This window comes from Ralstonia sp. 1138 (assembly GCF_040544795.1).
Classification (GTDB): domain Bacteria; phylum Pseudomonadota; class Gammaproteobacteria; order Burkholderiales; family Burkholderiaceae; genus Ralstonia; species Ralstonia flatus.
The window spans coordinates 685,622-707,398 of sequence record NZ_JBEPKQ010000002.1; the positions used below are offsets into that span (position 1 = coordinate 685,622).

Here is a 21,777-nt window from a genome sequence, read left to right on the forward strand (position 1 = left end):
TGTGCGGTGCGCGCCGCTTGTGGCGAGCGCACCGGTGCCGGGAGGGTGTTGCGAGGTGTTGCGTATTGTATTGACGTTTACGTAAACGTCAATGACTGGCAATTAGGTAGATTTGCGGATCAGGCGGCCTTGCGTCGCTTCGGCGGCTTGCCCGCGCCGGCCTGCGCATCCTCCAGCAGCCGGCGGCACTGGCGTTCGTGCTGGTCGATCTCGGCCAGCTGCGCGTTCAGGTCTTCCAACTGCTGCGTGAGCACCGCGCGATGCTGCGCGAGCGACGCCAGGAAGCGCTCCAGCTGCGGCACCGTATCGCGCGGCGATTCATACAGATCCAGGATCTCCTTGATCTCGCCCAGCGACAGACCGAGCCGCTTGCCGCGCAAGGTCAGCTTCAGGCGCGTGCGTTCGCCGGCCGAATACACGCGTCGGCGCCCGCCCGGGCCTTGGCGGTCCGGGGCGAGCAGGCCCTGATCCTCATAGAAGCGGATGGCGCGCGGCGTGATGTCGAACTCACGTGCAAGATCGGTGATGGTGAAGCTGGCGTCGGCAAGCGCGCCGGCATCGCCCGATTCGAGATCGGCGGCAAGCGCGGCGGCGGCAGACGGAGTGGAGGCAGACATACGGCGGGAACGGAGTAACGACAGAGGTGTGATGACACATGCACGCTGGCCAGCGACATTAAGTTTTCGCTTAAGATGGATGACCGGCGGCGAATTGACGTTTACGTTAGCGTCAATGGCGCCAAACCGCAATCGCAGAGACCGCCCCGAAGCAACTCAAGGCGGCGACCGAGACCCCATCCACATGAACGCGCTCGAACACCAACTCGACTATCCCTTTGGCGACACGCTTCCTGAAGGCGGCACGCGGTTTGAAGTCGCACCCGGCGTCTACTGGCTGCGCATGCCGCTGCCGTTTGCGCTCGATCACATCAACCTCTGGCTGCTGCGCGATCGGCAGGACGGCCAGGACGGCTGGACGATCGTCGATTGCGGCATCAACCACGAAGCGATTCGCGGGTACTGGGAAACGATCTTCGCGAACCACCTTGATGGCCTGCCGGTGCTGCGCGTGCTGGTCACGCACTGCCACCCGGACCACGTCGGCTTGTCGAACTGGCTGTGCGAAGGCGGCGACGAAAAACGCTGGAATGTGCGCCTGTGGATGAGCCTCGGCGACTACGCCTTTGCGCGCATGCTGGTGGGCGGCACCGGCGCCTCGAACGCCGGCGGCGAATTTGCCGCGCGTCATTTCGAGCGCCACGGCTTGACGGACCCGGCCTCCATCGAAGGCATCCGCAACCGCAAGGATTACTACAGTACGCTCGTGCCGGGCGTGCCCAGCCAGTACCGCCGCCTGATGGACGGCAACGTCGTCGCCATCGGCCAGCACAAGTGGCGAGTCATTACCGGCTTCGGCCATGCGCCCGAGCACGTCGCGCTCTACAGTGAAGATGCCAATGTGCTGATTTCCGGCGACATGGTCCTGCCGCGCATTTCCACCAACGTGAGCGTCTTCGATCTGGAGCCTGAAGCGGATTCGCTCACGCTGTACCTGGATTCGCTCGGCAAATACGAACCGCTGCCGGCGGACGTGCTGATCCTGCCGTCGCACGGGCGGCCGTTCCGCGGGCTGCATACGCGCATCCGGCAGCTGCGCGACCACCATGCCGACCGGCTGGCCGAAACGTTGGCTGCGTGCAAGGCCGCGCCGCAATCGGCCCGCGACATCGTTAACGTCATCTTCAAGCGCCAGTTCGATGTCCACCAGATGACCTTCGCGATGGGCGAGGCGCTTGCCCACCTGCATGCGCTGTGGCATCAAGGCGAACTGGTGCGCGAAACCGGCGCGGACGGTATCGTTCGATTCCACGCAGCTGCATAAACCCAACAACCCGTGCCTTTCAACGGAGCCGCCCATGGCTGACCAGCATGACGTTCTCGACGACAGCGCCGTCGTCTTGCCGTTTCCCGCGCAAACGCCGACTGCGCCGTATTACGCCGTGATCTTCGCTTCCACCCGCACCGAGGGCGACAACGGCTACGGCGCCATGGCTGACCGCATGGTGGAACTGGCCCGCAGCATGCCGGGCTTTCTCGGCATCGAATCCGTACGCGATGAGCTGGCCGGCGACCAAGGGAGGCCGGGCATCACCGTGTCGTATTGGTCGTCGCTGGAAGCCATTCGCGAATGGAAGAACCAGAGCGACCACCTTGCCGCGCAGAAGCTGGGGCGCGAGCAGTGGTATGCGTCGTACCACCTGCGCATTGCCAAGGTGGAGTACGACTATGGGTTTGTGCGATAACGCATCGCTCCGACTAACAAAAAACCCGCCCATTGGCGGGTTTTTTTTGTGGGCCGCTGGAAGGTCTAACGCAACGTCTTCGCAAATTGCCCCAGGTACCGCACGCCGTCGATCGCGCGGCTGCCGTACCACGAGACCATCTCGCCATCAACGAGATAGACGGGTTTGCCGATCTGCTTTTCCAGCGCGTCGACATGCTCTTCGGTAAAGCTGTAAGGCTCGGTGGAGAGCAGCACGCAGTCGATGTTGCGCACGACGTCATCGCTCCAGCGGAACGTCGGGTAGCGTGTGTCGGGCCGGTTGGGACGGGCGCAATCGCCGCTCTTGTCGGTGCCGCATTGCACGGGCGCCGGATCGTCGGGCCATGTATGGCAGTTGACGAGCTTGAGCATGCGCGAGATGTACGTGTCGCGCGACACCGTCATCCACGGGTCTTGCCAGATCGCGTACAGCACGCGGTGCGGCAGGAAGTGGCGGCCGCGCAGCGCCTCCAGCTCCTGCGTGAGTGCATCCGATAACGTCTGCGCCTGCGCTTCGCGGCGAAAGATGCCGCCTAGCAGCCGGTATAGCCCGAGGTTGTCTTCCGGCGAGCAAGGATGCGTGACGATGATGTGCGGGATGAATTCGCGCAGCTTGTCGACGGTCGGCCGCGTGTTCTCGTCAATGTTGACGATGACGTGCGTAGGCGCCAGCTCGCGCAGCTTGTCGAGTTTGACGGTCTTGGTGCCGCCAACCTTGGGCACATTGCGCACCGCTTCGCGCGGGTGGATGCAGAAGCCGGTGCGGGCGACGAGCTGATCGCCGAGGTCAAGCGAGAACAGCAGATCGGTAATCGAAGGCACCAGGCTGGCGATGCGCGGTGTGGTGTCGACGGGGGCGTGGGCAAGCCCAGCCGCATCGGTGTAAGTCATGACGAAATCTCGGGGTTGCGGGGTTTGCGCCCGGCGCGCGCAAACGCAAAGTCATAGAGCCCGCGCGGCAGCACGTGCAGCAGCTTGGCAACGATGCCCATCGGCCAAGGCAGCACCGTGAAGCGCACGCCGCGATGGATCGCATTCACGGCCTTCTGCGCGAAGCGGTCCACTGGCATCAGGAAGGGCATCGGATACGGATTGTGTTCGGTCATGGGCGTGCGGATATAGCCGGGGGCGATCGTCACCACGCGCAGCCCAAGCGGGCGGAACTCCACGCGCAGGCTCTCCATCAGTTTGATGACCGCCGATTTGGACGCGCTGTAGGCCGCCGCACCGGGCAGGCCGCGCACGCCCGCCACGCTGGCAACGCCGACCAGCGTGCCGCCGGGCCGCCCGGGTTTGGCGCGTGCCAGCATCGGCGTGACGAACGGCTGGAACGTGTTGAGCACGCCCATCCAGTTGGTATCCATCACGGCGGCAAAGGCTTTCAGGTCGCCCGGTTCGCGCAAGTCCGTGCCAACCGAGATGCCGGCGTTGGCGATCACCACATCGGGCAGCCCGACCGTGGCGATGAACGCGTTGGCCACGTCGCGCATCGACTCGGCGCTGCGCACGTCGGCGGGGTAGCAATGGCAGCGGCCCTGGATGCCGGCCGGCAGCGTCTGCACAAACTCATGGAGCACGTCGACACGTCGCGCGACCAGTCCGATCGTGGCGCCCTGCGCTGCGTATTGACGTGCCAATGCCTGGCCGATCCCGCTGGAAGCGCCGGTGATGAAGACGATCTCGCTCATGTCGATGTCCGGTTGGGTTGGTGTGAAGAAGGCCGACGCACAAAAAACGCCCGCACAGGGGCGGGCGTCGATGGCGGTGTCACGCCCGGGCGGATGCCCGGAAACGCGGCAACCCGTCACATCTTGCGGTTGCGCACCTGGTCGACGAGGTAGTCGAGCGTCTGGGCGGCACCCACGTTGCTGCCGGCATCTGCGGGCGACGTGGTGTACTTGCCCTGCACAACGACGGTCGGCACGCCTTCGATCTTGTACTGATCGGCCAGTTGCGCGGCGCGTTTGGTATTGGCATTCACACTGAACGAGTTGTAGGTGTCGCGGAACTGCTTCTCGTCGACGCCGTTGGCGGCCATGAACTTTGCAATGTCATCCAGTTCCGACATCGAGCGGTAGTTCTTGTGCAGCTGGTCGAACACGCGGTCATGCAGCGTCTTGCCGCTGGCGTCCTTGGCGTCGAGCTTGCCGAGCGCTTCCAGCGTGTAATAGATGCGCGTATGCGGTTCCAGCTTGGCATTGAAGGCCACCGGCACGCGCTTGATCACGACGTCCTTGCCTTGCTTGGCGACCCACGCCGTCCAGGTGTTTTCAAAGTCGTAGCAGTGCGGGCAGCCGTACCAGAAGAACTCGGTCACTTCGATCTTGCCTGCGGGCACGGGCTGCGGCGTCTGCAGCACTTTGTATTCCTTGCCGGCGGTGGGCGCGGCGTTGGCCGGCGCGGTCATCAGGAAGCCGGCGCCGGTGGCGAGGGCGATCAGGAAAGCAGCGAGTTTTTTCATGGTGAATGGACGACGAATTAGACGACGAACTGGACGAAGCGACGGAAAAACCAGCGAAATCCAGCGCAGAACCGACAGACGCCGCTGTCAGCGTCACTGAGACTCAGGTTTCTGACCGATCACAGCCCGCCGGGTTCACAGCGGGCTGCACGACTTGACGTTACTGGCGAGCGAAGCGAATGACCGACGATTCCACGCCCGTCGACTGCAGGCGGCCGCGCACGGCGGTCATCTCATCCAGCGAATTGAACGGGCCCAGGCGCACGCGATACATCGTGGTGCCGTTCACCTCGCGCTGCGTCACCTTGGCTTCAAAGCCTTGCATGGCCAGATTGCCCTTCTGGCGCTCGGCATCTTCGGACGATTTGTAAGCGCCCACTTGCAGGAAGTAGCCCGTCTTGGCGGCGTCCTGACGGGCGATCTCGGCAATCGGGTCCGTCACGGGCTTTTCGTTGGAGGCGGTGACCGGCGGCTTGGGCGGCTTGGCGGCGGGCGCGCTTGCCACCTGCGGGGCCGAGCCAGGCTGGGCCGGATGGATGGTGATGCCCGGCGGCGGATTGTTCTGATCCGCGGCCTGATCGACCGGCTTGGCCGGCACGCGGCTCCACAACGGCGCGTTCGGGTCGGCTGCCTGCGGCGCGCTGGCTTGCGGCGCGGGCTGCACCGGCGTCGGCAGCGTGTTGACCACGTTGCCTGCTTCGCTCGGCTTGGGCTGCGCGCCGCCACGCGACACGAAGGGTACCGGCGCCTTGGTGATGTACACCGCCACCACCACGGCGATCGCCAAACCGACGATCAAGCCCAGCACCAGACCCAGAAACGTGCCGCCCCGTTGCGAGCGGGCACGGGAAGATTGCGTATTGCGTGCCATGTCGATCCTTCTAGAAGCGCCCGATTATAAGAGCGCCGTGTGATGCCAAATCGTGCGCGTTTACATCTTTTGCGGCGCGGACACGCCGATCACCGCCAGCCCGTTGCGCAGCACCTGACGCGTGGCAGCCAGCAGCGCCAGGCGGGCACGCTTGACGGCCTCGTCGTCGACCAGCACGCGATCGGCGTTGTAGAACGCGTGGAAATCGCCTGCCAGGTCGCGCAGGTAGAAGGCGACGGCGTGCGGGGCCAGCTCGCGTGCGGCGTCGGCCAGCATGTCGGGGAAGGCGGCGAGGCGCTGCACCAGGGCCGTCGCCTGCGGGCTGACGTCCGGGCCTGTCACCGCGGCCAGATCAGCGGTGGTGAGCGAGGCGGCGTCAACGCCGGCGCGCTCGAACACCGAGCAGATGCGCGCGTGGGCGTACTGCACGTAGTACACCGGGTTTTCGTCGCTTTGCTTGAGCGCCAGATCGACGTCGAAGACGAATTCGGTATCGGCCTTGCGCGACAGCAGGAAGAAGCGCACGGCGTCGCGGCCACGCGTGAAGCGCGCCGGCCAGTTCGGCTCGCCGGCTTCCACGCAGGCGCGGATGGTGTCGACGCCGGCTTCGCTGTCGGCGTCGCCGTTGGACCATTCGATCAGGTCGCGCACGGTCACGTACGAGCCGGCGCGCTTGGAGATCTTCACCTCGGCGCCGTCCTTCATCACCGTGACCATCTTGTGCAGGACGTAATCGGGGTAGCCCTTCGGGATGCCGATGTTCAGGCCCTGCAGGCCGGCGCGCACGCGGGCGATGGTGCCGTGGTGGTCGCTGCCCTGCACGTTGATGACCTGCGTGAAGCCGCGTCCCCACTTGGTCGTGTGGTACGCCACGTCGGGCACGAAGTAGGTGTAGGCGCCGTCGGACTTGCGCATGACGCGGTCCTTGTCGTCGCCGTCGTCGGTCGTGCGCAGCCACAGCGCGCCTTCCTGCTCGTACGTCTTGCCGGCGGCAATGAGCGCGTCCACCGTCTGCTGCACCTTGCCTTCGGTGTAGAGCGACGATTCCAGGTAGTAACGATCGAACTTCACGCCAAAGGCCTGCAGGTCGATGTCCTGCTCGTTACGCAGATACGTCACGGCAAAGCGGCGGATGGCTTCGATGTTCTCGACATCGCGCTCGCCCGTCACGGGTTCGCCATCGGAGGCGCGTACGGTCTTGCCGGCGAGGTAATCGGCGGCGATGTCGGCAATGTAGTCGCCGTTGTAGGCGGCTTCGGGCCAGTTAGCGTCGCCGGGCTTGTAGCCGCGTGCGCGGGCCTGGACGGAGACGGCCAGGTTGTGGATCTGGACGCCGGCGTCGTTGTAATAGAACTCGCGATGGACCTTGTGGCCCTGCCAATCGAGCAGGCTCGCCAGCGCATCGCCCAGCGCGGCCTGGCGGCCGTGGCCAACGTGCAGCGGGCCGGTCGGATTGGCCGAGACGAATTCCACCAGCACCGGCGCGCCGTCATGCGTGTTGGCGGCGCCGTAGCGGTCGCCTTCGGCAAACACGGCGGCGATCACGTCGGCACGCGCGGCGGCAGACAGGCGCAGGTTGATGAAACCCGGGCCGGCGATTTCCACGGCAGCCACCAGGCGTTGGCCGCGGGCATCGGCGCGGATGGCATCGGCGATCTTGCCGGCCAGCTCGCGCGGGTTGGTGCCCAGCGGCTTGGCGAGCTGCAGCGCGACGTTGCAGGCGATGTCGCCGTGCGCGGCCTGCTTGGGGCGCTCCAGGACGATCTCCGGTCGGGCTTGGCCCTCGGGCAGCAGGGAGCCGACGGCGTCGGACAACAGTTGGGCGATCGTCTGTTTGTGGGAGGGCAGCATAAAGAAACCATGACGCCGGCAGTGCTGAAATGGATTGAAATCCATTCCTGGCGCCGCCAGTTGCGTTGTTCGGGGAAAAGTACGAAATTTTATCAGGTGAGCCGCGGTCTCAGACGTATCCGCCCCCAGTCGTGGCAATCCGTGGCTTACCCAACCAAGGGAAACGAAGAAATCATGATCACCTTTACTTCGCACGCTTCGCAAAAATTCTCGATGCAGAAGGATCTCGCCATGGTGCTGCTGGGCGTGATCGGCAAGACGCTGGGCGAGCGTGGTGTCATCACGCCCGAAGAAATGCCCCACGCCATCGACCGTCTGAAGCGCGCCATCAAGGATGACACCCACCAGGCGCATATCAAAGTGGCAGAACTGTCAGCGGCCGAACTGGACGAAAACGGCGAGGAAGAGCCGCCGCACCTGGGGCAGCGCGCGTACCCGTTGCTGCACATGCTGGAAGAATCGCTGGTCGAAAAGTCCAGCGTGCTCTGGGGCGTCTGAGCGCCGCACGGGCTAAAAAAATGCCCGGCCGCCAAACGGGGCGGTCCGGGCATCCGGCCACTGGGGCCGGGAGCGGGGGAGGGGGCTGGCGCGCTGGCCGGTGTCTCGTCTTATTGGTCGTGGAGCATGTCGGAGAGCTCGTCCGCGTGTTCTTCTTCCACGGCCAGAATCTGTTCCAGCACGCGCCGCGTGGTGGGGTCCCGGTCGCCGATGTAGCGGATCATTTCCAGGTAGCTGTCGATCGCGATCCGCTCGGCCACCAGGTTTTCCTTGATCATGTCGACCAGGCTGTCGGCTTCCACGTATTCGGAATGGCTGCGCGTGGATAGCCCTTCGGGATTGAAATTGGGCTCCCCGCCCAGTTGCACGATGCGAGCGGCGATGCTGTCGGCGTGTGCCTGTTCCTCGTTGGCGTGCACCAGGAATTCTGCGGCGATCGGTTCCGCGTTGATGCCCTTGGCCATGAAATGGTGGCGCCGGTAGCGCAGCACGCAGATCAACTCCGTCGCCAGCGCCTCATTCAGCAGCCGCAGCACGGTCTCCCGGTCGGCTTTGTAATCTTCGGTCACCGCACCTTCTTCAATGTGCTTGCGGGCACGTTCGCGCAAGGTCTTGATGTCGGTGAGAAAGCCGCTTTCCGAGGGGGCGGCGACGTTGGTCAGACTCATGTGGTTGCTCCTGCGGTGATTGGCGTAGAGGTTATTCGCTGGTGTCGCGACGGCCGCTGCCGGCCAGCGCCACGACCAGGCCGATCGCCGCGCCAATCGCCACGGCCACGCCCACCGACTTGAACGGTGCCGCGGTAATGGTTTCTTCCGTGCGGCCGAGTGCCCAATCCATGCGTTCGCGGGCCTGGTGGGCACGGTCATTGGCGGCGCGGCGCAACTGGTCGGCGCGCGCGTGCAGCGTGCGGCTGGCGCGGTTGGCCTCTGCGCTGCCTTCGTCGGTCAACGTGTGGATGGCGTTTTCAAGCGAGCGCAGCAGGCTCTGGACGTCTTCCACGGCGGGGCGGGAGGCGCTGCGGGCGCGGTCGACGGCGTCGCTGGCGCTGTCCATGACGCGGCGCGCGTGGTCATTTACGTCGTCGAGTCGGTTGCGGACGCGATGGTTGGCAAAAAGTGACATGGTGGGGGTCCTCATCGTGGCGCCGCCGGGAAGCACACACCTGCGGCGCGATTGTCTTGAGTGCAATTCGGCTTTTCCGAAGGCGGGCCGCGTGTCATTGGTTTAGCAAGACACGGGCCGCGCTTCAGCCGGGGTTGCAGCGCTAATCGACGGCCTTGAAGACCGTGACGCCCAACACCAGAAACAGCACGAACAGCACTACGAAGATGAAGAACAGGACCTTGGCGATACTCGCCGCGCCTGCGGCGATGCCGGTAAAGCCCAGCACGCCGGCCACCAGGGAAATGATGGCGAAGATGAGTGCCCATTTCAGCATGTTGTCGTCTCCGGTTCGGATGGATGGATGCAGGGCACGGCGCATTTCGTGAAGCGGGCGCCCCGCGGAGTACTCCCACGCACATTGCGTGCCTGACCGGGGTGCGCCCCAAGTGTCGCCCGGGGCGCCCACGCGGTATCATCCGAAGTGCCAAAAAAACACAAACGCAACGCGCGCCGCGTCGGGCGGTTTGACGCGTTTCCTATGGGTCTGCATGCCATGCGGTCATCCTTGCGCTCCACTCTGCTGCTCGCCGGCGGCATTCTGCTGACGCTCGGGGTGCTGATTGCCTCGGAGACGGGCAACATCCGCCTGAGCCAAGGCTATCGGCAGGTGATTCAGTCGCAGCAGGCTGAAACCGCCATCAACGAACTGCTCGCCGAGCTGGTCAACGCCGAGGCCGGCCAGCGCGGTTTCCTGCTCACGGGCAAGGACGAATACCTCGATCCGTACAACAAGGCCATCCCGCACATCCACGCGTTGATGGCAGAAATTCGCGATCACTACGCCAACGATCCGGACGCGCTCAAGCTGTTCTCGGAAACGGCGCTTCAGGTCAGCCGCAAGCTCACCGAGATGGAACTCACGCTCATCTACGGCAAGCGGGATCTGGAAGTGGCGCTCGACCTTGTGCGGACCGATTTCGGCAAGGCGTCGATGGAAGCGGTGCGGCAGGGGCTCGATCGACTGCGTCAGCGTGAGATCGCCACCGTGGCGCGCAGTCTTGAACACGCCGAGCGTGATCTGGCGCTCTCGCGTTATGGCATTGCGCTCATTACGGCGGTCAACATCATCCTGCTGGTGGTGCTGGGCATGCAGCACGCCAAGCGTCTTGCCGTGACGGAGCGCGAGCGGGACATGGCCGAAGAGGAAAGCCAGAAGCTCGACCGCATGGTGCGTGAGCGTACGCGGCAGTTGAGCGACCTCGCCGCGCACTTGCAGCGCGTGACCGAAGACGAGAAGACGCGTCTGGCGCGTGAGTTGCACGACGAATTGGGCGCCATCCTCACCGCCACCAAGATGGATCTGCACTGGTTGCGTTCACGCATTCACGCCAGCGAGCCTGCCGTCAGTGAAAAAATTACGCGCGTGATGGCGCACGTGGATCAGGGCATCCAGATCAAGCGTCGCCTGATCGAAGACCTGCGTCCGACGATCCTGCTGAACCTGGGTCTGGTGGAGGCGCTCTCGCAATTGACCGAGGACGTCGGCACGCGCAACGGCTGGCATACGGAAGTGAGCCTGCCCGACGACATGCCCAAGCTGACCGACGATGCGGCCATCGCGCTGTATCGCATCGTGCAGGAATCGCTGACCAACGCATCGAAATACGCGCATGCGACCACGGTGTCGGTGGCGCTCGATGTGGGTGAAGAGGGCGTGCGCTTGCGCGTGCGCGACAACGGCCGCGGCTTCCCCGCCGACATCGAGCGGCGCCGCATGGTTGGCCATCACGGCCTGCTCGGGATGGAGCAGCGCGCCATTGCGCTGGGCGGCACGCTCGTCATCGATTCCATGCCGGGCGGAGGCGTGACGATCATCGTCGAGTTGCCTCCGAACGATGCCGTCTTCGATCGGAGTGCCGCCAATGAACCGTCGGGCATGCAGGCGCTGACGGGCGGCATTGCGCCTGCGCCGGGCCGCGGCGGCGCGACGGTGTAATCCGCCACCCTGGCGCATCGCCCAAACAAAAGCATCGCCCAAACAAAAAGCCCCGCGATTGGGGCTTTTTGTTTTTGATGCCGGCGTCGCTGGCGCTGGCGTTACATCTTCTGCTTGGCGTTGTCGGCCGAGTTCTCCAGCTTCTGACCACCGGTCTGGATGTCCTTGCCGGCGCCGGCCATGGTGTTGCAGCCGGCCAGGAACATACACGTCACTGCAAGTGCGGCACACAAGGTCTTCATCGAACGCTCCTTGGGGTGAGAAATGGCGTGGCGCGCGCGGCGCGACGGCAGATGCTGCGCGCGCGAAGAATCTCAGGGATGGAAATGCTGTGCGGGCTGCGGGCGCGGGCGGCCGACGCCGGCGCGCTCTTCGATGACCTCGAATACCTTGTCCAGCTCGAGCGACTTGTCGAAGAAATAGTTGGCGCCGGCTTCGAAGCAGCGCTGCCGGTAGGTCGGCACTTGCGCGTGGTTGGTGTAGACGATACGCACGCTGGGCGATGCTTGATCGCGCAACGTTTGGAGGACCTTGAAGCCGTTGCCCTGCCGCAATTGCAGGTCGACGATCACGACGTCGTAGTTGCCTTGTTCGAGGAGGCGCAACGCCAACTCTTCGGTGTCTGCCCATTCGACCGTCGCCACGAAGGCGGAGGCCTTGAGGTATTCCAGCACCATGCCGCGAAGCACGGGGGAGTCCTCGATCAGGAGGACACGCAGGCCACGGGCGGAGAGGGTGACGGCTTGATCCAGCATGGGTTGATGTTAGCCAGCGGGTTGCCGAGGTGGTATCAGGCGTTGTCCTACATACCCGTTGGGTTTGCGGCGCGCCGGGGGTTTTGGGCGCCCCACGGGGGCTTACTCGACCAACCCGTTCTTGATGGCGTAATACGTCAGATCGGCATTGGATTTCATGCCCATCTTTTCCAGAATCCGCGTGCGGTACGTGCTGACCGTCTTGACGCTCAGGAACAGCTCTTCCGCGATGATCGATACCGACTGGCCGCGGGCCAGCTTGCAGAAGATCTGGAATTCGCGCTTGGACAGCGTCTGGTGCAGCGGCTGGTCGGTCGGCTTTTCCAAGCCGCCGATCAGCAGCTCGGCCACGGTCGGGCTGACATAGCGACGGCCTTGCGACACGGTGCGGATGGCCTTGACCAGCTCGTCCGGCGCGCTTTCCTTGGTCAGATAGCCCGAGGCGCCTGCACGGATCAGGTTGATGGCGTACTGGTCTTCCGGGAAGGTCGACAGGATCAGCACCGGCAGATCCGGATGGCGCTGGCGAGCCAGCTTGAGGGTGTCGATGCCGTTGCGATCGGGCATGGAAATGTCGAGCACCACGACGTCAAAGGCGCCGGTGCGCAGCTGCTCCATCACCTCTTCCCCACTGGCCGCTTCCCCCGCGACTTCGATGTCCCGCTCTTCGGACAGAAACTGTCGAAGGCCGGCGCGGACGATCTCGTGGTCGTCCGCAATCAGGACGCGAATCATGCTGCTCCTTATGAGCGCGCTGGGCGGGTTACCCGACTCCGTGCGCTGCGCTTGTTGGTTCGATACGACAGCAATTGTATCGGACTGTTGCGCCAAAACGGGGCCCCTCTTGCTGGCGGTTTGAGAGGGTGTTGTCTGCGTTTCCATAAGAGACCTCGGGAATGTGCATGAATCGCAACATGTCGATGCCTCCCGTTCAGCAATCTACGTGCCTGACACAGTGGGCCCAAAGAAAACGGGGCGGATGAATTCCGCCCCGGTGATGGCCACGCCACGCCGGCTGGCCGGCGCGATGCCGTATTCCTTACTTCGTCTGCGTCGTGGCACCGGCGTTGGCGCCCGCGTCGGCGCTCAGGCCGGCGGCGGTATCAGCCTTTGCGGCCTTGCCCGACTTCTCTGCCGATTTTTCGGTCTTGCTGACCGACTTGCCGACCTTGTCGGCGGTCTTGTCGACGCCGGCTTCCGTCTTGGCCTTGTGTTCGTGTGCGGCCTTGGCGCCGTGCTCAGCCTTGGTGTTCAGTTGGCTCTTGGCGGACTCGGGGTCCAGCTTGGCGCCGCCGTCCGACTTCGCATCGGCCTTCAGGCCCACGCCGGCGTTGCCTTGCGCCGGTGCCACGGCTGCGGTGCCGTTGGTTTGCAGCGATGCGCCGGCCGACGGGGTTTGCGCGTTGGCGTAAGCCGAAGCAGCAGCGATGGCGATGGCGGACAGGGAGATCAGCAGCTTGTTCATGGAGAGACTCCTTTCATTCTGAACGGCCACGCGAGGGATTCGTCGCGGCATCACTCTGTGTGTGTTGAGTGAATGGGTTCAGTCTATGGAGCCCTTCCGGTTACGACTGTTAGGGGGTGTAAGCCTTTGTAATGTAAGGATCGCCCCTCTTGAAACCCCGGAAAAGCCAACGCCAGCAAGGGTTTGCGGACGTAAGACACAGTGCGGATCAAACCATGTCTTAAACGTCTTGTCACAGAATCAGAGATTCGGGGCGAGGGCGCGCTCCACGAAGGCGCGGTCTTCGCCGCTGCGGGCGATCATGTCGTCCACCTGATCCTGGCCGATCTTGCCGAGCGTGAAGTACGTGCTGTCCGGATGCGACAGGTAGAAGCCCGAGACGGACGCGGCCGGCGTCATCGCCAGCGCCTCGGTCAGGTTCATGCCGATCTCCTGCGCGTCGAGCACGCGGAACATGTCGCGCTTGACGGTGTGCTCGGGGCAGGCCGGGTAGCCGGGCGCGGGGCGAATGCCTTTGTACTCTTCGCGGATGAGCGCGTCGTTGTCGAGCGTTTCTTCCGGGGCATAGCCCCACAAGTCGCGCCGCACGCGGGCGTGCAGGCATTCGGCAAAGGCTTCGGCAAAGCGGTCGGCCAGCGCCTTGAGCATGATCGCGCTGTAGTCGTCGTTGTCGGCTTCGAACTGCTTCTCGCGCTTTTCCACCCCGATGCCGCCGGTCACGGCAAACAGGCCGATGTAGTCGGCAATGCCGGTGCTCTTGGGTGCGATGAAATCGGCCAGGCAGCGGTTCGGGCGCATCACGCCGTCAATGATCGGGCGCTCGCTTTGCTGGCGGATGTTGCGCCAGGTCAGCGCGACTTCCGAGCGCGATTCGTCGGTGTAGATCTCGATGTCGTCGTCGTTGACGGTATTGGCCGGCAGCAGCGCGATCACGCCGTTGGCCGTGAGCCAGCGCCCGGCGATCAGGCGCGCGAGCATGCTCTTGCCGTCCGAGAACACCTTGCGGGCCGATTCGCCGACGATCTCGTCGTTGAGGATGTCGGGGAATTTGCCGGCGAGGTCCCACGTCTGGAAGAACGGGCCCCAGTCGATGTACTGCGCGAGTTCGTTCAGGTCGTAGTTGCGGAACACGCGGCGGCCGATGAACTTCGGCTTGGGCGGCGTGTAGTTGCTCCAGTCGATCTGCGTCTTGTTGGCGCGCGCGGCGGCCAGCGACACCATCGGCGTGGCCTTCTTGTTGGCGTGCTGCGTGCGGATGCGGTCGTAATCCGCATGCAGTTCTTCGACGTAGCGCGCGGCGCCTTCGTCCGACAGCAGGCTCGACGCCACGCTCACCGAGCGCGACGCGTCCGGCACATAAACCACCGGCCCTTCGTAATTCGGGGCGATCTTCACGGCGGTATGCACACGGCTCGTCGTCGCGCCACCGATCAGCAGCGGAATCTTCTTCACGCGGAAGTATTCGTCGCGCTGCATTTCCGACGCGACGTAGGCCATCTCTTCGAGCGACGGCGTAATCAGGCCCGACAGGCCGATGATGTCCGCGCCTTCCACCTTCGCCTTGGCCAGGATGTCGTTGCACGGGACCATCACGCCCATGTTCACGACCTCGAAGTTGTTGCACTGGAGCACGACGGTGACGATGTTCTTGCCGATGTCGTGCACGTCGCCCTTGACCGTGGCGATGACGATCTTGCCGCGCGAGCGCACGTCGCCGCCTGCGGCTGCAATCTGGCGCTTTTCTTCCTCGATGAACGGAATCAGGTGCGCCACCGCCTGCTTCATCACGCGGGCGGATTTCACCACCTGCGGCAGGAACATCTTCCCGGCGCCGAAGAGGTCGCCCACGATGTTCATGCCGTCCATCAGCGGGCCTTCGATGACCTGGATCGGACGGCCGCCGGCGGCAAAGATCTTCTGGCGGACTTCTTCCGTGTCTTCGACCACGTAGTCGGTGATGCCGTGCACGAGCGCGTGGGCCAGGCGCTTTTCCACCGGCTCCTGGCGCCAGGCGAGGTTTTCTTCGCGCTTGGTACCGCCACCCTTGTAGCGGTCTGCAATTTCCAGCAGGCGGTCGGTGGCGTCGGGGCGGCGGTTGAGCACCACGTCTTCCACGCGCTCGCGCAGCTCGGGGTCGAGGTTCTCGTACACGCCGAGCTGCCCGGCGTTGACGATGCCCATGTCCATGCCGGCCTGAATCGCGTAGTACAGGAACACGGTGTGGATCGCCTCGCGCACCACGTCATTGCCGCGGAACGAGAACGACACGTTCGACACGCCACCGCTCACCTTCGCGTACGGCAGGTTCTGCTTGATCCAGCGCGTGGCTTCGATGAAGTCCACCGCATAGTTGTTGTGTTCTTCGATCCCGGTGGCCACCGCAAAGATGTTCGGATCGAAGATGATGTCTTCCGGCGCAAAGCCGACCTTGTTGACCAGGAAGTCGTAGCTGCGCTTGCAGATCTCGGTCTTGCGGGCGAACGTGTCGGCCTGGCCATGCTCGTCAAACGCCATCACCACGGCGGCCGCGCCGTAGCGCTTGATGAGCTTGGCGTGGTGCGCGAACTGTTCTTCGCCCTCCTTGAGCGAGATCGAGTTGACGATCGCCTTGCCCTGCACGCACTTCAGGCCTGCCTCGATGACGTCCCATTTGGACGAGTCGATCATGATCGGCACGCGCGCGATATCGGGCTCCGAGGCGATCAGATTCAGGAAGCGCACCATCGCCGCCTTGGAATCGAGCATCGCCTCGTCCATGTTGATGTCGATGACCTGTGCGCCGTTTTCGACCTGCTGGCGCGCCACGGCCAGCGCCTCGTCGAACTGGCTGTTCAGGATCATGCGCGCAAACGCCTTGGACCCGGTGACGTTGGTGCGCTCGCCGACGTTGACGAACAGCGTGCTCTCGCCGATGTTGAACGGCTCGAGGCCGGAAAGGCGCATGGGGTGGTCGGTCATGATGGTGCGGGTTCGGTCAGGCGGGGGCGTATTCGCCCAGCTTCAACAGGTTGCCGTGCGGGTCGATCACGTAGAGCTCTTTCATGCCCCACGGACGCACCGTCGGCGGCGCGAGCGCGAGGCCGCGCGCGGTGAATTCTTCAAACAGCGCCTGCGTGCTGGGCACACGCAGGTAGCACGAGGTGTGCTCGGCAATGCGCCGGTCGTCGCAGAGCCAGAAATGGATTTCAGTGCCATCGCGCTGCACGATCAGGTAGTCGTCTGCGACGAGTGCCTGCGTGAACCCGAGCCGCTCCGTGTAGAAGCGGGCCGATTCCTGCAGGTCCAGCGAGGCCAGCACCGGGATCGTGCTGTCGATGCGCGCCGTCATGTCAGGCGGCTTCGAGATACTGGCCGGGCCAGGCGCGCGGCTTGCGGTTGGCCACGCGATCGGCAATCGCCTTGATGTGCTCAGGCGTGGTGCCGCAGCAACCGCCCACCAGATTCACCAGGCCGGCCGAGGCAAACTCGTCGACCAGGCTGGAAGTGACGTCAGGCGTTTCATCGAAGCCCGTGTCGCTCATTGGGTTGGGCAGGCCGGCGTTGGGGTAGCACGAGACCGCCGTATCGCAGATCTTCGCCAGCTCGGCGATGTACGGACGCATCAGCGCAGCACCCAGCGCGCAGTTCAAACCGAAGGTGATCGGCTTGGCGTGGCGCAGGCTGTTCCAGAACGCCTCGACGGTCTGGCCCGAGAGAATGCGGCCCGAGGCGTCGGTCACGGTGCCGGAGATCATCACGGGCACGCGCTCGCCGGTGTCCTCAAACAGCTGGTCGATGGCGAACAGCGCCGCCTTGGCGTTGAGCGTGTCGAAGATGGTCTCGACGAGGAACACGTCCGCGCCGCCTTCGAGCAGCGCCTTGCCCTGCTCGTAATACGCGTCGCGCAGTTGGTCGAAGCTGACGTTGCGGGCGCCCGGGTCGTTCACGTCGGGCGAGATGCTGGCCGTCTTGGGCGTGGGGCCGAACGCGCCGGCCACGAAGCGCGGCTTGTCGGGCGTGCTGTATTTGTCGCAGGCTTCGCGTGCCAGGCGGGCGGCCACGACGTTCATCTCGTAAGCCAGCTCCGCCATCTTGTAGTCCTCCTGCGCGATGGTCGTCGCACCGAAGGTGTTGGTTTCGATCAGGTCCGCGCCGGCTGCCAGGTACTGTTCGTGGATTTCGCGGATGACGTCGGGGCGGGTGAGCAGCAGCAGCTCGTTGTTGCCCTTCACGTCGATCGGATGGTCGGCAAATCGCTCGCCGCGGTATTGCGCCTCATTCAGCTTGTAGCGCTGGATCATGGTGCCCATCGCGCCGTCCAGGATCAGGATGCGCTCGCGCAGCAGCGCGGGCAGGTTGGCGGCACGGGTATAGGGCAGGGGCGCGGTCATGGGAGGGACTCCGGGGTGCAGCGGCCGGTCGAATATTCAGAACTTGCGGCCAAAAACGAATTTTACCAGTCGCATCAATGACTTGCCGCCGTTGTGGGCAATCGCGCTTCTATAATCGACATCACGCCAATTGCTCCGCTCTGACGCCCGCCATGCAACTGCTCGACCCCACAGACGCCCACGCGTTTCTGCAGCGTACGCCCGCCGCCCTCTTTATCGACTGCCGCAGTGAAATGGAACACCTTTTCGTGGGGCATCCAGCCGGCGCGCACCACGTCTCGTGGAACGACGGCCCGCACTGGGAGGTAAATCCGGAGTTCGTGCCGACCGTGCGCAAATTGGCCGGCCACGGCATCGAGCGCCCGGTCGTGCTGATCTGCCGGAGCGGCAATCGCTCCGCGGCTGCCGCGCACGCCCTCGAAGAAGCCGGGTTCCGTGATGTCTACGTCGTGCGCCACGGCTTCGAGGGCGATCTGGACGGCACGCGCCATCGCAACACGCTCAATGGCTGGCGTCATGCCGGCCTGCCCTGGGAGCAGTGCTAGAAAGAAACTATCGGCCCGATAGTCGATCGACCCATGAAAAAACGCCCGGCAGCGCCATGCTCCGGGCGTTTTTCATGGGTGGTTCCGGCGGGCAGTCTCGCCCGCGGGTGCCTCAGTGCATCGTGACGGGCTGCGTCATGACTGTGTCGAATTTGCCGAGGAAATCGTCGACTTCTTCAACAGTCGGTTCGCTGGCGATGAGCTTTTTCACGTCCTCGCGGAAATGCTCGGCCAACTCGCCACCGAGGAAGATCTCGCGTTTGAGGTTCTTGTCCACGATCTCGTAGCCGCCTGCTGCCAGCATGGCGTGTTGGCCGTCTACACCGAACTCAACAACACAGTAGTTGTCGCTGTTGTAGATCATTTGCATGGTGCACCTCCGAGGCGTCAATTGTCTTGCTGTTGTGGGGACTGCTCTACTGCTGCACCGGGTAGATGGGGCCCACCATCATGACTTCAAGGGCCGATCAACTCCCGCCTCATGATCGTTCTGCCCCATCTGTTCCTTGGGCTTCATGATCGGTCACAAAGTTCGCAAACGCGAGGCGAAATGTGTGACGTGCGTTGTGATCGCGTAACAAGACCTTTCCGGGTCTGCACCGAAAGGAGCAAGCGGCCTTCCGCCATTCGGCCAGTGGACGACGGGCGGTGTGCGGGGCGCTTGCAACTATCGGCAAGGCAAGCAGGCCTCATGGCGTGTCACATTGGCTTCCGCATCCCGCGTGCCCGAGGAACTCATCCAGATCGGCGAGAAAGGCCTCCTCCTGTTCGATAGGGGCCAGGTGCGCTGCATGCGGAATCACTTTCAAACGTGCGTCGGGAATGTGCGAGGCGATCTCGCGCGCTGCTTCTACCGGCGCGCCGGTGTCCTGCTCGCCGGTCATGACAAGCGTCGGGCAGGCGATGCGCGCCAGCGCGCTGCGTGTGTCGAGCGCCTTGATGGCCAGGCACGCGCCGACATAGCCGTGAGGCGGCGTAGCGCGCAGCAACGCCCGGATGCGTTCAACCACATCGGGATGGGCTTCACGAAACGGCGTGGTCAGCCAGCGCTGCATGGTGGGTTCAACAATGCCGCTCATGCCGTGCGCTTCGACCTGGCCGATGCGTTCGTCCCACATCGGATGCGCGGACACAGGCGTGTAGCACACGGTGTCGCATAGCGTGAGCGAGAGCAGCCTCTGCGGGTGCCGCACGCCGAGAACCTGCCCGACCATGCCGCCCATCGACAGCCCAACGAAATGCGCCTGTTCAATCGACAGCGCATCGAGCAGACCGGCCACATCGTCCGCCATCTGGAACAGCGTGTAGGGGCCGTGCGGGGCGCTGGTCTGGCCGTGGCCGCGTGCGTCGTAGCGGAGCACGCGATAGCGGCCGGCCAGGCGTTGAGCGACGCTGTCCCATAGTCGGTGATCGACGCCCAGCGCGTGCGCGAGCACGACCCATGGGCCGTCTGCGCCGTCGGTGCGGTAGTGGATGTCGATGTCGTTGGCGCGCACCGTGCCGGAATTGGAGAGGGCGTTGGCGTCCATGTCAGCCTCCTTCCTGGGACTGGTAGACCAGATCGAACTGCATGCCGTTGGGCTCGGTCTGGCGCAGGCGTACCGGCAGCCAGCCGTGATCGGGGGACAGCCAGATCTCCACGCGGCGCTTGTCGTCGGCGCGGCGCGGCAGCCGTATGAAGTGCTGCGCACGAATCGTGCCGTTCGGCGTGTCGACGCTTTCCTCGCCGACGTGCTGGACGCGGGCGACTTCCACGCTGTCGGTATCGGCGATCGGGAATTCCAGCGTGAGGCCGGGGCTGGCGACGCGCTCGGGGCCGCCGCGCGCCAAGCCGGTCAATTGCAGGAAGACGCTGAAGCGGTCTTGCGTGCCCTCTGGCAACGGCAACACGGCTGGCGTGCGCGAGAAAGTGACCGTCGATGCGCTCTGCGTGCCGGACGCCGGCCCGTGCTCAGTGGCGTAATGAAACGTGGTGACGTCGGGCTGTCTACGACCGCGCACTTCCTCGTAGCGCGTCGGGGTCAGGCCATATGCGCCGACGGTGCCCGCGCTGCGAAAGGCGAGCGTGCCGAAGAACAGCGGCAACGGAATTTCCACGGCCAGCGTGTAAGTTTTGCCGTCGGTGGCCCAGCGGATCACACCGTCCTCGTTACGGACGCCGTTGACGTACGTGGCGTATCGCAGCGTGGCCGACGGTGGGAGCGAGAAGCCGTCACCGCCAGCCGCAGGCGGCCCGGCGGGGCCATCGCCGCTCAGATCCCGGACGACGCCGGTATCGCCCGAGGCTTGTGCGCCGGCGCTGGTGAACTCGGAAGGGTCCATGCTGGCGAGATCGGGTGCGGGCGCAGGTGTCGGCGCCGGCGTCGGCGCGGCCTGCGGGCGCGGATGCGGTGCCGGCCGCTGCCGGGGCGTCGTCGAGGGCGGGGGAGGCGCTGGCGGCTGCACCGGCTCCGGGTGCAGCAGCAGCGCGGGGATGATCTGCTCCGGCGCGGGCGGCCACGTCACCTGACGGCTGCGCGCGATCCACACGACGGCAATGACATGCAGCACAAGCACGGCCAACAGCACGACCCCCAGACGGCCGAGCCGATGGAAGCGGCGCCTGCGCGATGGCACGCCGTCGGTACTCAGTTCGTCAGGATTGCGGGGCGTTGGGGGCAACGTGTCCAAGGTCGGCGGAAAGCTGTTGTGCGGCCAGCCGCAAGCGCCGCTCCAGCGGGCTGCTCCACGTGGTGTCAAAGGTGCTTTGTGCGCCCAGCGCGATCAGCACGAGACACAGTTGGCCGTTGGCGTCGAATACCGGCAGCGACATCGCGTTGATGCCCGGGAGTACGCCGCCGTGGATGCGCGAGGCGCCGTGCAAGCGCACGTCGGCGCAGATGGCGTCGTAGGCTTCGAGCGTTTGCGGCAGCTCCGGGTTCTCGGCGTCGGCGGACGTGCCCTTGGCTGCAATGCGATCAAGTTCGCGCTGGACGAACGAGCGCGTCTGCGCGCGCGGCAAGTACGCGCCGAACACGCGGCCGGTGGCGGAGTTCAGCATCGGCATCACATCCCCCAGGCGCAGGCTGACCGTCACAGGGTGGCTCGCTTCTTCCCAGTGGACGATGGCCGGGCCCTGGTTGCCCCAGACGGCCAGGCCGATGGTGTGATCGATTTCGTCGCGCAGCGCGGCGGCGGCGGGCCGGGCGCGGCGCATCGGATCTTGCCGGTTCAGGCTCACCAAGCCCATTTCCAGCGCGAAGGGGCCGAGATCGTAACGGCCTTCGGGCGTTTGCGTGACGAGCCCAAGCCGCGCAAAGCTCACCAGATAACGGTGCGCCTTGGCGGGGTTCATGGGCGCAGCCCGCGCCAGGTCGCGCAGCATCATCGGGCCGTTGGTGTGCGTGAGCACTTCCAGCAGCCGGAAGCCGACTTCGATGGACTGGATGCCCGAGCGCGCGGGCGCATCCAATTCGCCATCGGCATCGGGCTCCAGGTCGAGATCGGTGTCGGCGGGCAGCGGTGGCATGGTCAGGGGCGATGGATCGGTTCGGGCC

25 protein-coding genes are annotated in these 21,777 nt (G+C 64.7%); 5 read left to right on the forward strand and 20 right to left on the reverse strand.

Features of this window, described 5'->3' with window-relative positions; all coding sequences use genetic code 11:
* Positions 1–119: 119 nt before the first annotated feature.
* The gene (locus ABIC76_RS10875; RefSeq protein ID WP_354533969.1) at positions 120–617 is read right to left on the reverse strand and encodes a MerR family transcriptional regulator; all 498 of its coding nucleotides are present in this window, start codon (positions 615–617) and stop codon (positions 120–122) included.
* A gap of 184 nt (positions 618–801) precedes the next feature.
* On the opposite strand from ABIC76_RS10875, the gene ABIC76_RS10880 reads away from it, so the two are divergent.
* Together ABIC76_RS10880 and ABIC76_RS10885 are read left to right on the forward strand one after the other, a co-directional pair.
* Entirely contained in the window at positions 802–1,881 is a 1,080-nt protein-coding gene (locus ABIC76_RS10880; RefSeq protein ID WP_102064366.1) for an MBL fold metallo-hydrolase, read from the forward strand.
* A 34-nt stretch (positions 1,882–1,915) separates the two neighbouring features.
* Entirely contained in the window at positions 1,916–2,302 is a 387-nt protein-coding gene (locus tag ABIC76_RS10885) for an antibiotic biosynthesis monooxygenase family protein (RefSeq protein WP_027678426.1), read from the forward strand.
* Between the two features lie 65 nt (positions 2,303–2,367).
* Here ABIC76_RS10885 and ABIC76_RS10890 read toward each other — a convergent pair whose 3' ends face one another.
* The 5 genes from ABIC76_RS10890 to argS all read right to left on the reverse strand — a co-directional run bounded on the left by ABIC76_RS10890 (position 2,368) and on the right by argS (position 7,505).
* A complete protein-coding gene (locus ABIC76_RS10890; protein ID WP_354533970.1) occupies positions 2,368–3,213 on the reverse strand; it encodes a helical backbone metal receptor in 846 nt (281 codons plus the stop codon).
* Positions 3,210–4,010 (reverse strand): SDR family oxidoreductase, encoded by an 801-nt coding sequence (locus ABIC76_RS10895; RefSeq protein ID WP_102064368.1) that lies wholly within the window; start codon positions 4,008–4,010, stop codon positions 3,210–3,212. Before ABIC76_RS10895 ends, ABIC76_RS10890 begins: the two co-directional genes overlap by 4 nt.
* A gap of 116 nt (positions 4,011–4,126) precedes the next feature.
* Positions 4,127–4,783, reverse strand: coding sequence for a thiol:disulfide interchange protein DsbA/DsbL (locus ABIC76_RS10900; protein WP_004633713.1), 657 nt, complete (start codon positions 4,781–4,783; stop codon positions 4,127–4,129).
* A gap of 160 nt (positions 4,784–4,943) precedes the next feature.
* On the reverse strand, positions 4,944–5,654 hold the full coding sequence (locus ABIC76_RS10905; protein WP_354533971.1) for an SPOR domain-containing protein: 711 nt from the start codon (positions 5,652–5,654) through the stop codon (positions 4,944–4,946).
* A gap of 60 nt (positions 5,655–5,714) precedes the next feature.
* Positions 5,715–7,505 (reverse strand): arginine--tRNA ligase, encoded by a 1,791-nt coding sequence (gene argS, locus ABIC76_RS10910; RefSeq protein ID WP_502947853.1) that lies wholly within the window; start codon positions 7,503–7,505, stop codon positions 5,715–5,717.
* Between the two features lie 174 nt (positions 7,506–7,679).
* Here argS and ABIC76_RS10915 point away from each other — a divergent pair, with 174 nt between their 5' ends.
* Positions 7,680–8,003 (forward strand): DUF1840 domain-containing protein, encoded by a 324-nt coding sequence (locus ABIC76_RS10915; RefSeq protein WP_102064370.1) that lies wholly within the window; start codon positions 7,680–7,682, stop codon positions 8,001–8,003.
* Between the two features lie 110 nt (positions 8,004–8,113).
* Here the strand turns inward: ABIC76_RS10915 and ABIC76_RS10920 are convergent, their stop codons facing one another.
* The 3 genes from ABIC76_RS10920 to ABIC76_RS10930 all read right to left on the reverse strand — a co-directional run bounded on the left by ABIC76_RS10920 (position 8,114) and on the right by ABIC76_RS10930 (position 9,444).
* Positions 8,114–8,671, reverse strand: coding sequence for a ferritin-like domain-containing protein (locus tag ABIC76_RS10920; protein ID WP_065860242.1), 558 nt, complete (start codon positions 8,669–8,671; stop codon positions 8,114–8,116).
* A 31-nt stretch (positions 8,672–8,702) separates the two neighbouring features.
* Positions 8,703–9,128 carry an ElaB/YgaM/YqjD family protein gene (locus tag ABIC76_RS10925; protein WP_354533974.1) on the reverse strand — a complete coding sequence of 142 codons (426 nt, stop codon included), beginning with the start codon at positions 9,126–9,128 and terminating at the stop codon, positions 8,703–8,705.
* A gap of 142 nt (positions 9,129–9,270) precedes the next feature.
* Positions 9,271–9,444 carry a DUF1328 family protein gene (locus ABIC76_RS10930; protein WP_004633727.1) on the reverse strand — a complete coding sequence of 58 codons (174 nt, stop codon included), beginning with the start codon at positions 9,442–9,444 and terminating at the stop codon, positions 9,271–9,273.
* Between the two features lie 219 nt (positions 9,445–9,663).
* Between ABIC76_RS10930 and ABIC76_RS10935 the strand changes: the two genes are divergently transcribed.
* Positions 9,664–11,106: a sensor histidine kinase gene (locus tag ABIC76_RS10935; protein ID WP_027678419.1), complete on the forward strand. Its 1,443-nt coding sequence runs from the start codon at positions 9,664–9,666 to the stop codon at positions 11,104–11,106.
* A gap of 101 nt (positions 11,107–11,207) precedes the next feature.
* Here ABIC76_RS10935 and ABIC76_RS10940 read toward each other — a convergent pair whose 3' ends face one another.
* From ABIC76_RS10940 to ABIC76_RS10970, 7 genes are all read right to left on the reverse strand, one after another.
* On the reverse strand, positions 11,208–11,348 hold the full coding sequence (locus ABIC76_RS10940; RefSeq protein WP_004633731.1) for an entericidin A/B family lipoprotein: 141 nt from the start codon (positions 11,346–11,348) through the stop codon (positions 11,208–11,210).
* Positions 11,349–11,420: 72 nt separating this feature from the next.
* On the reverse strand, positions 11,421–11,861 hold the full coding sequence (locus tag ABIC76_RS10945; protein WP_102064372.1) for a response regulator: 441 nt from the start codon (positions 11,859–11,861) through the stop codon (positions 11,421–11,423).
* 102 nt (positions 11,862–11,963) lie between these two features.
* Entirely contained in the window at positions 11,964–12,596 is a 633-nt protein-coding gene (locus ABIC76_RS10950) for a response regulator (protein WP_009277190.1), read from the reverse strand.
* A 304-nt stretch (positions 12,597–12,900) separates the two neighbouring features.
* Positions 12,901–13,326, reverse strand: a complete 426-nt coding sequence (locus tag ABIC76_RS10955; protein WP_354533976.1) for a hypothetical protein — start codon at positions 13,324–13,326, stop codon at positions 12,901–12,903.
* Between the two features lie 240 nt (positions 13,327–13,566).
* The gene (gene metH / locus ABIC76_RS10960) at positions 13,567–16,284 is read right to left on the reverse strand and encodes a methionine synthase (RefSeq protein ID WP_354533977.1); all 2,718 of its coding nucleotides are present in this window, start codon (positions 16,282–16,284) and stop codon (positions 13,567–13,569) included.
* Positions 16,285–16,300: 16 nt separating this feature from the next.
* Entirely contained in the window at positions 16,301–16,654 is a 354-nt protein-coding gene (locus ABIC76_RS10965; RefSeq protein WP_102064375.1) for a bleomycin resistance protein, read from the reverse strand.
* A 1-nt stretch (position 16,655) separates the two neighbouring features.
* On the reverse strand, positions 16,656–17,696 hold the full coding sequence (locus ABIC76_RS10970; protein ID WP_354533978.1) for a homocysteine S-methyltransferase family protein: 1,041 nt from the start codon (positions 17,694–17,696) through the stop codon (positions 16,656–16,658).
* A gap of 152 nt (positions 17,697–17,848) precedes the next feature.
* Here ABIC76_RS10970 and ABIC76_RS10975 point away from each other — a divergent pair, with 152 nt between their 5' ends.
* Positions 17,849–18,241 (forward strand): rhodanese-like domain-containing protein, encoded by a 393-nt coding sequence (locus ABIC76_RS10975; RefSeq protein WP_027678413.1) that lies wholly within the window; start codon positions 17,849–17,851, stop codon positions 18,239–18,241.
* A 112-nt stretch (positions 18,242–18,353) separates the two neighbouring features.
* Here the strand turns inward: ABIC76_RS10975 and ABIC76_RS10980 are convergent, their stop codons facing one another.
* From ABIC76_RS10980 to ABIC76_RS10995, 4 genes are all read right to left on the reverse strand, one after another.
* The gene (locus ABIC76_RS10980; protein WP_012760982.1) at positions 18,354–18,611 is read right to left on the reverse strand and encodes a BTH_I0359 family protein; all 258 of its coding nucleotides are present in this window, start codon (positions 18,609–18,611) and stop codon (positions 18,354–18,356) included.
* A gap of 319 nt (positions 18,612–18,930) precedes the next feature.
* Positions 18,931–19,770, reverse strand: a complete 840-nt coding sequence (pcaD, locus tag ABIC76_RS10985; protein WP_354533980.1) for a 3-oxoadipate enol-lactonase — start codon at positions 19,768–19,770, stop codon at positions 18,931–18,933.
* 1 nt (position 19,771) lies between these two features.
* Entirely contained in the window at positions 19,772–20,911 is a 1,140-nt protein-coding gene (locus ABIC76_RS10990) for a DUF3108 domain-containing protein (protein ID WP_354533981.1), read from the reverse strand.
* On the reverse strand, positions 20,877–21,749 hold the full coding sequence (locus tag ABIC76_RS10995; protein ID WP_354533982.1) for an IclR family transcriptional regulator: 873 nt from the start codon (positions 21,747–21,749) through the stop codon (positions 20,877–20,879). The genes ABIC76_RS10990 and ABIC76_RS10995 overlap by 35 nt, the downstream gene beginning before the upstream one ends.
* Positions 21,750–21,777 lie beyond the last annotated feature (28 nt).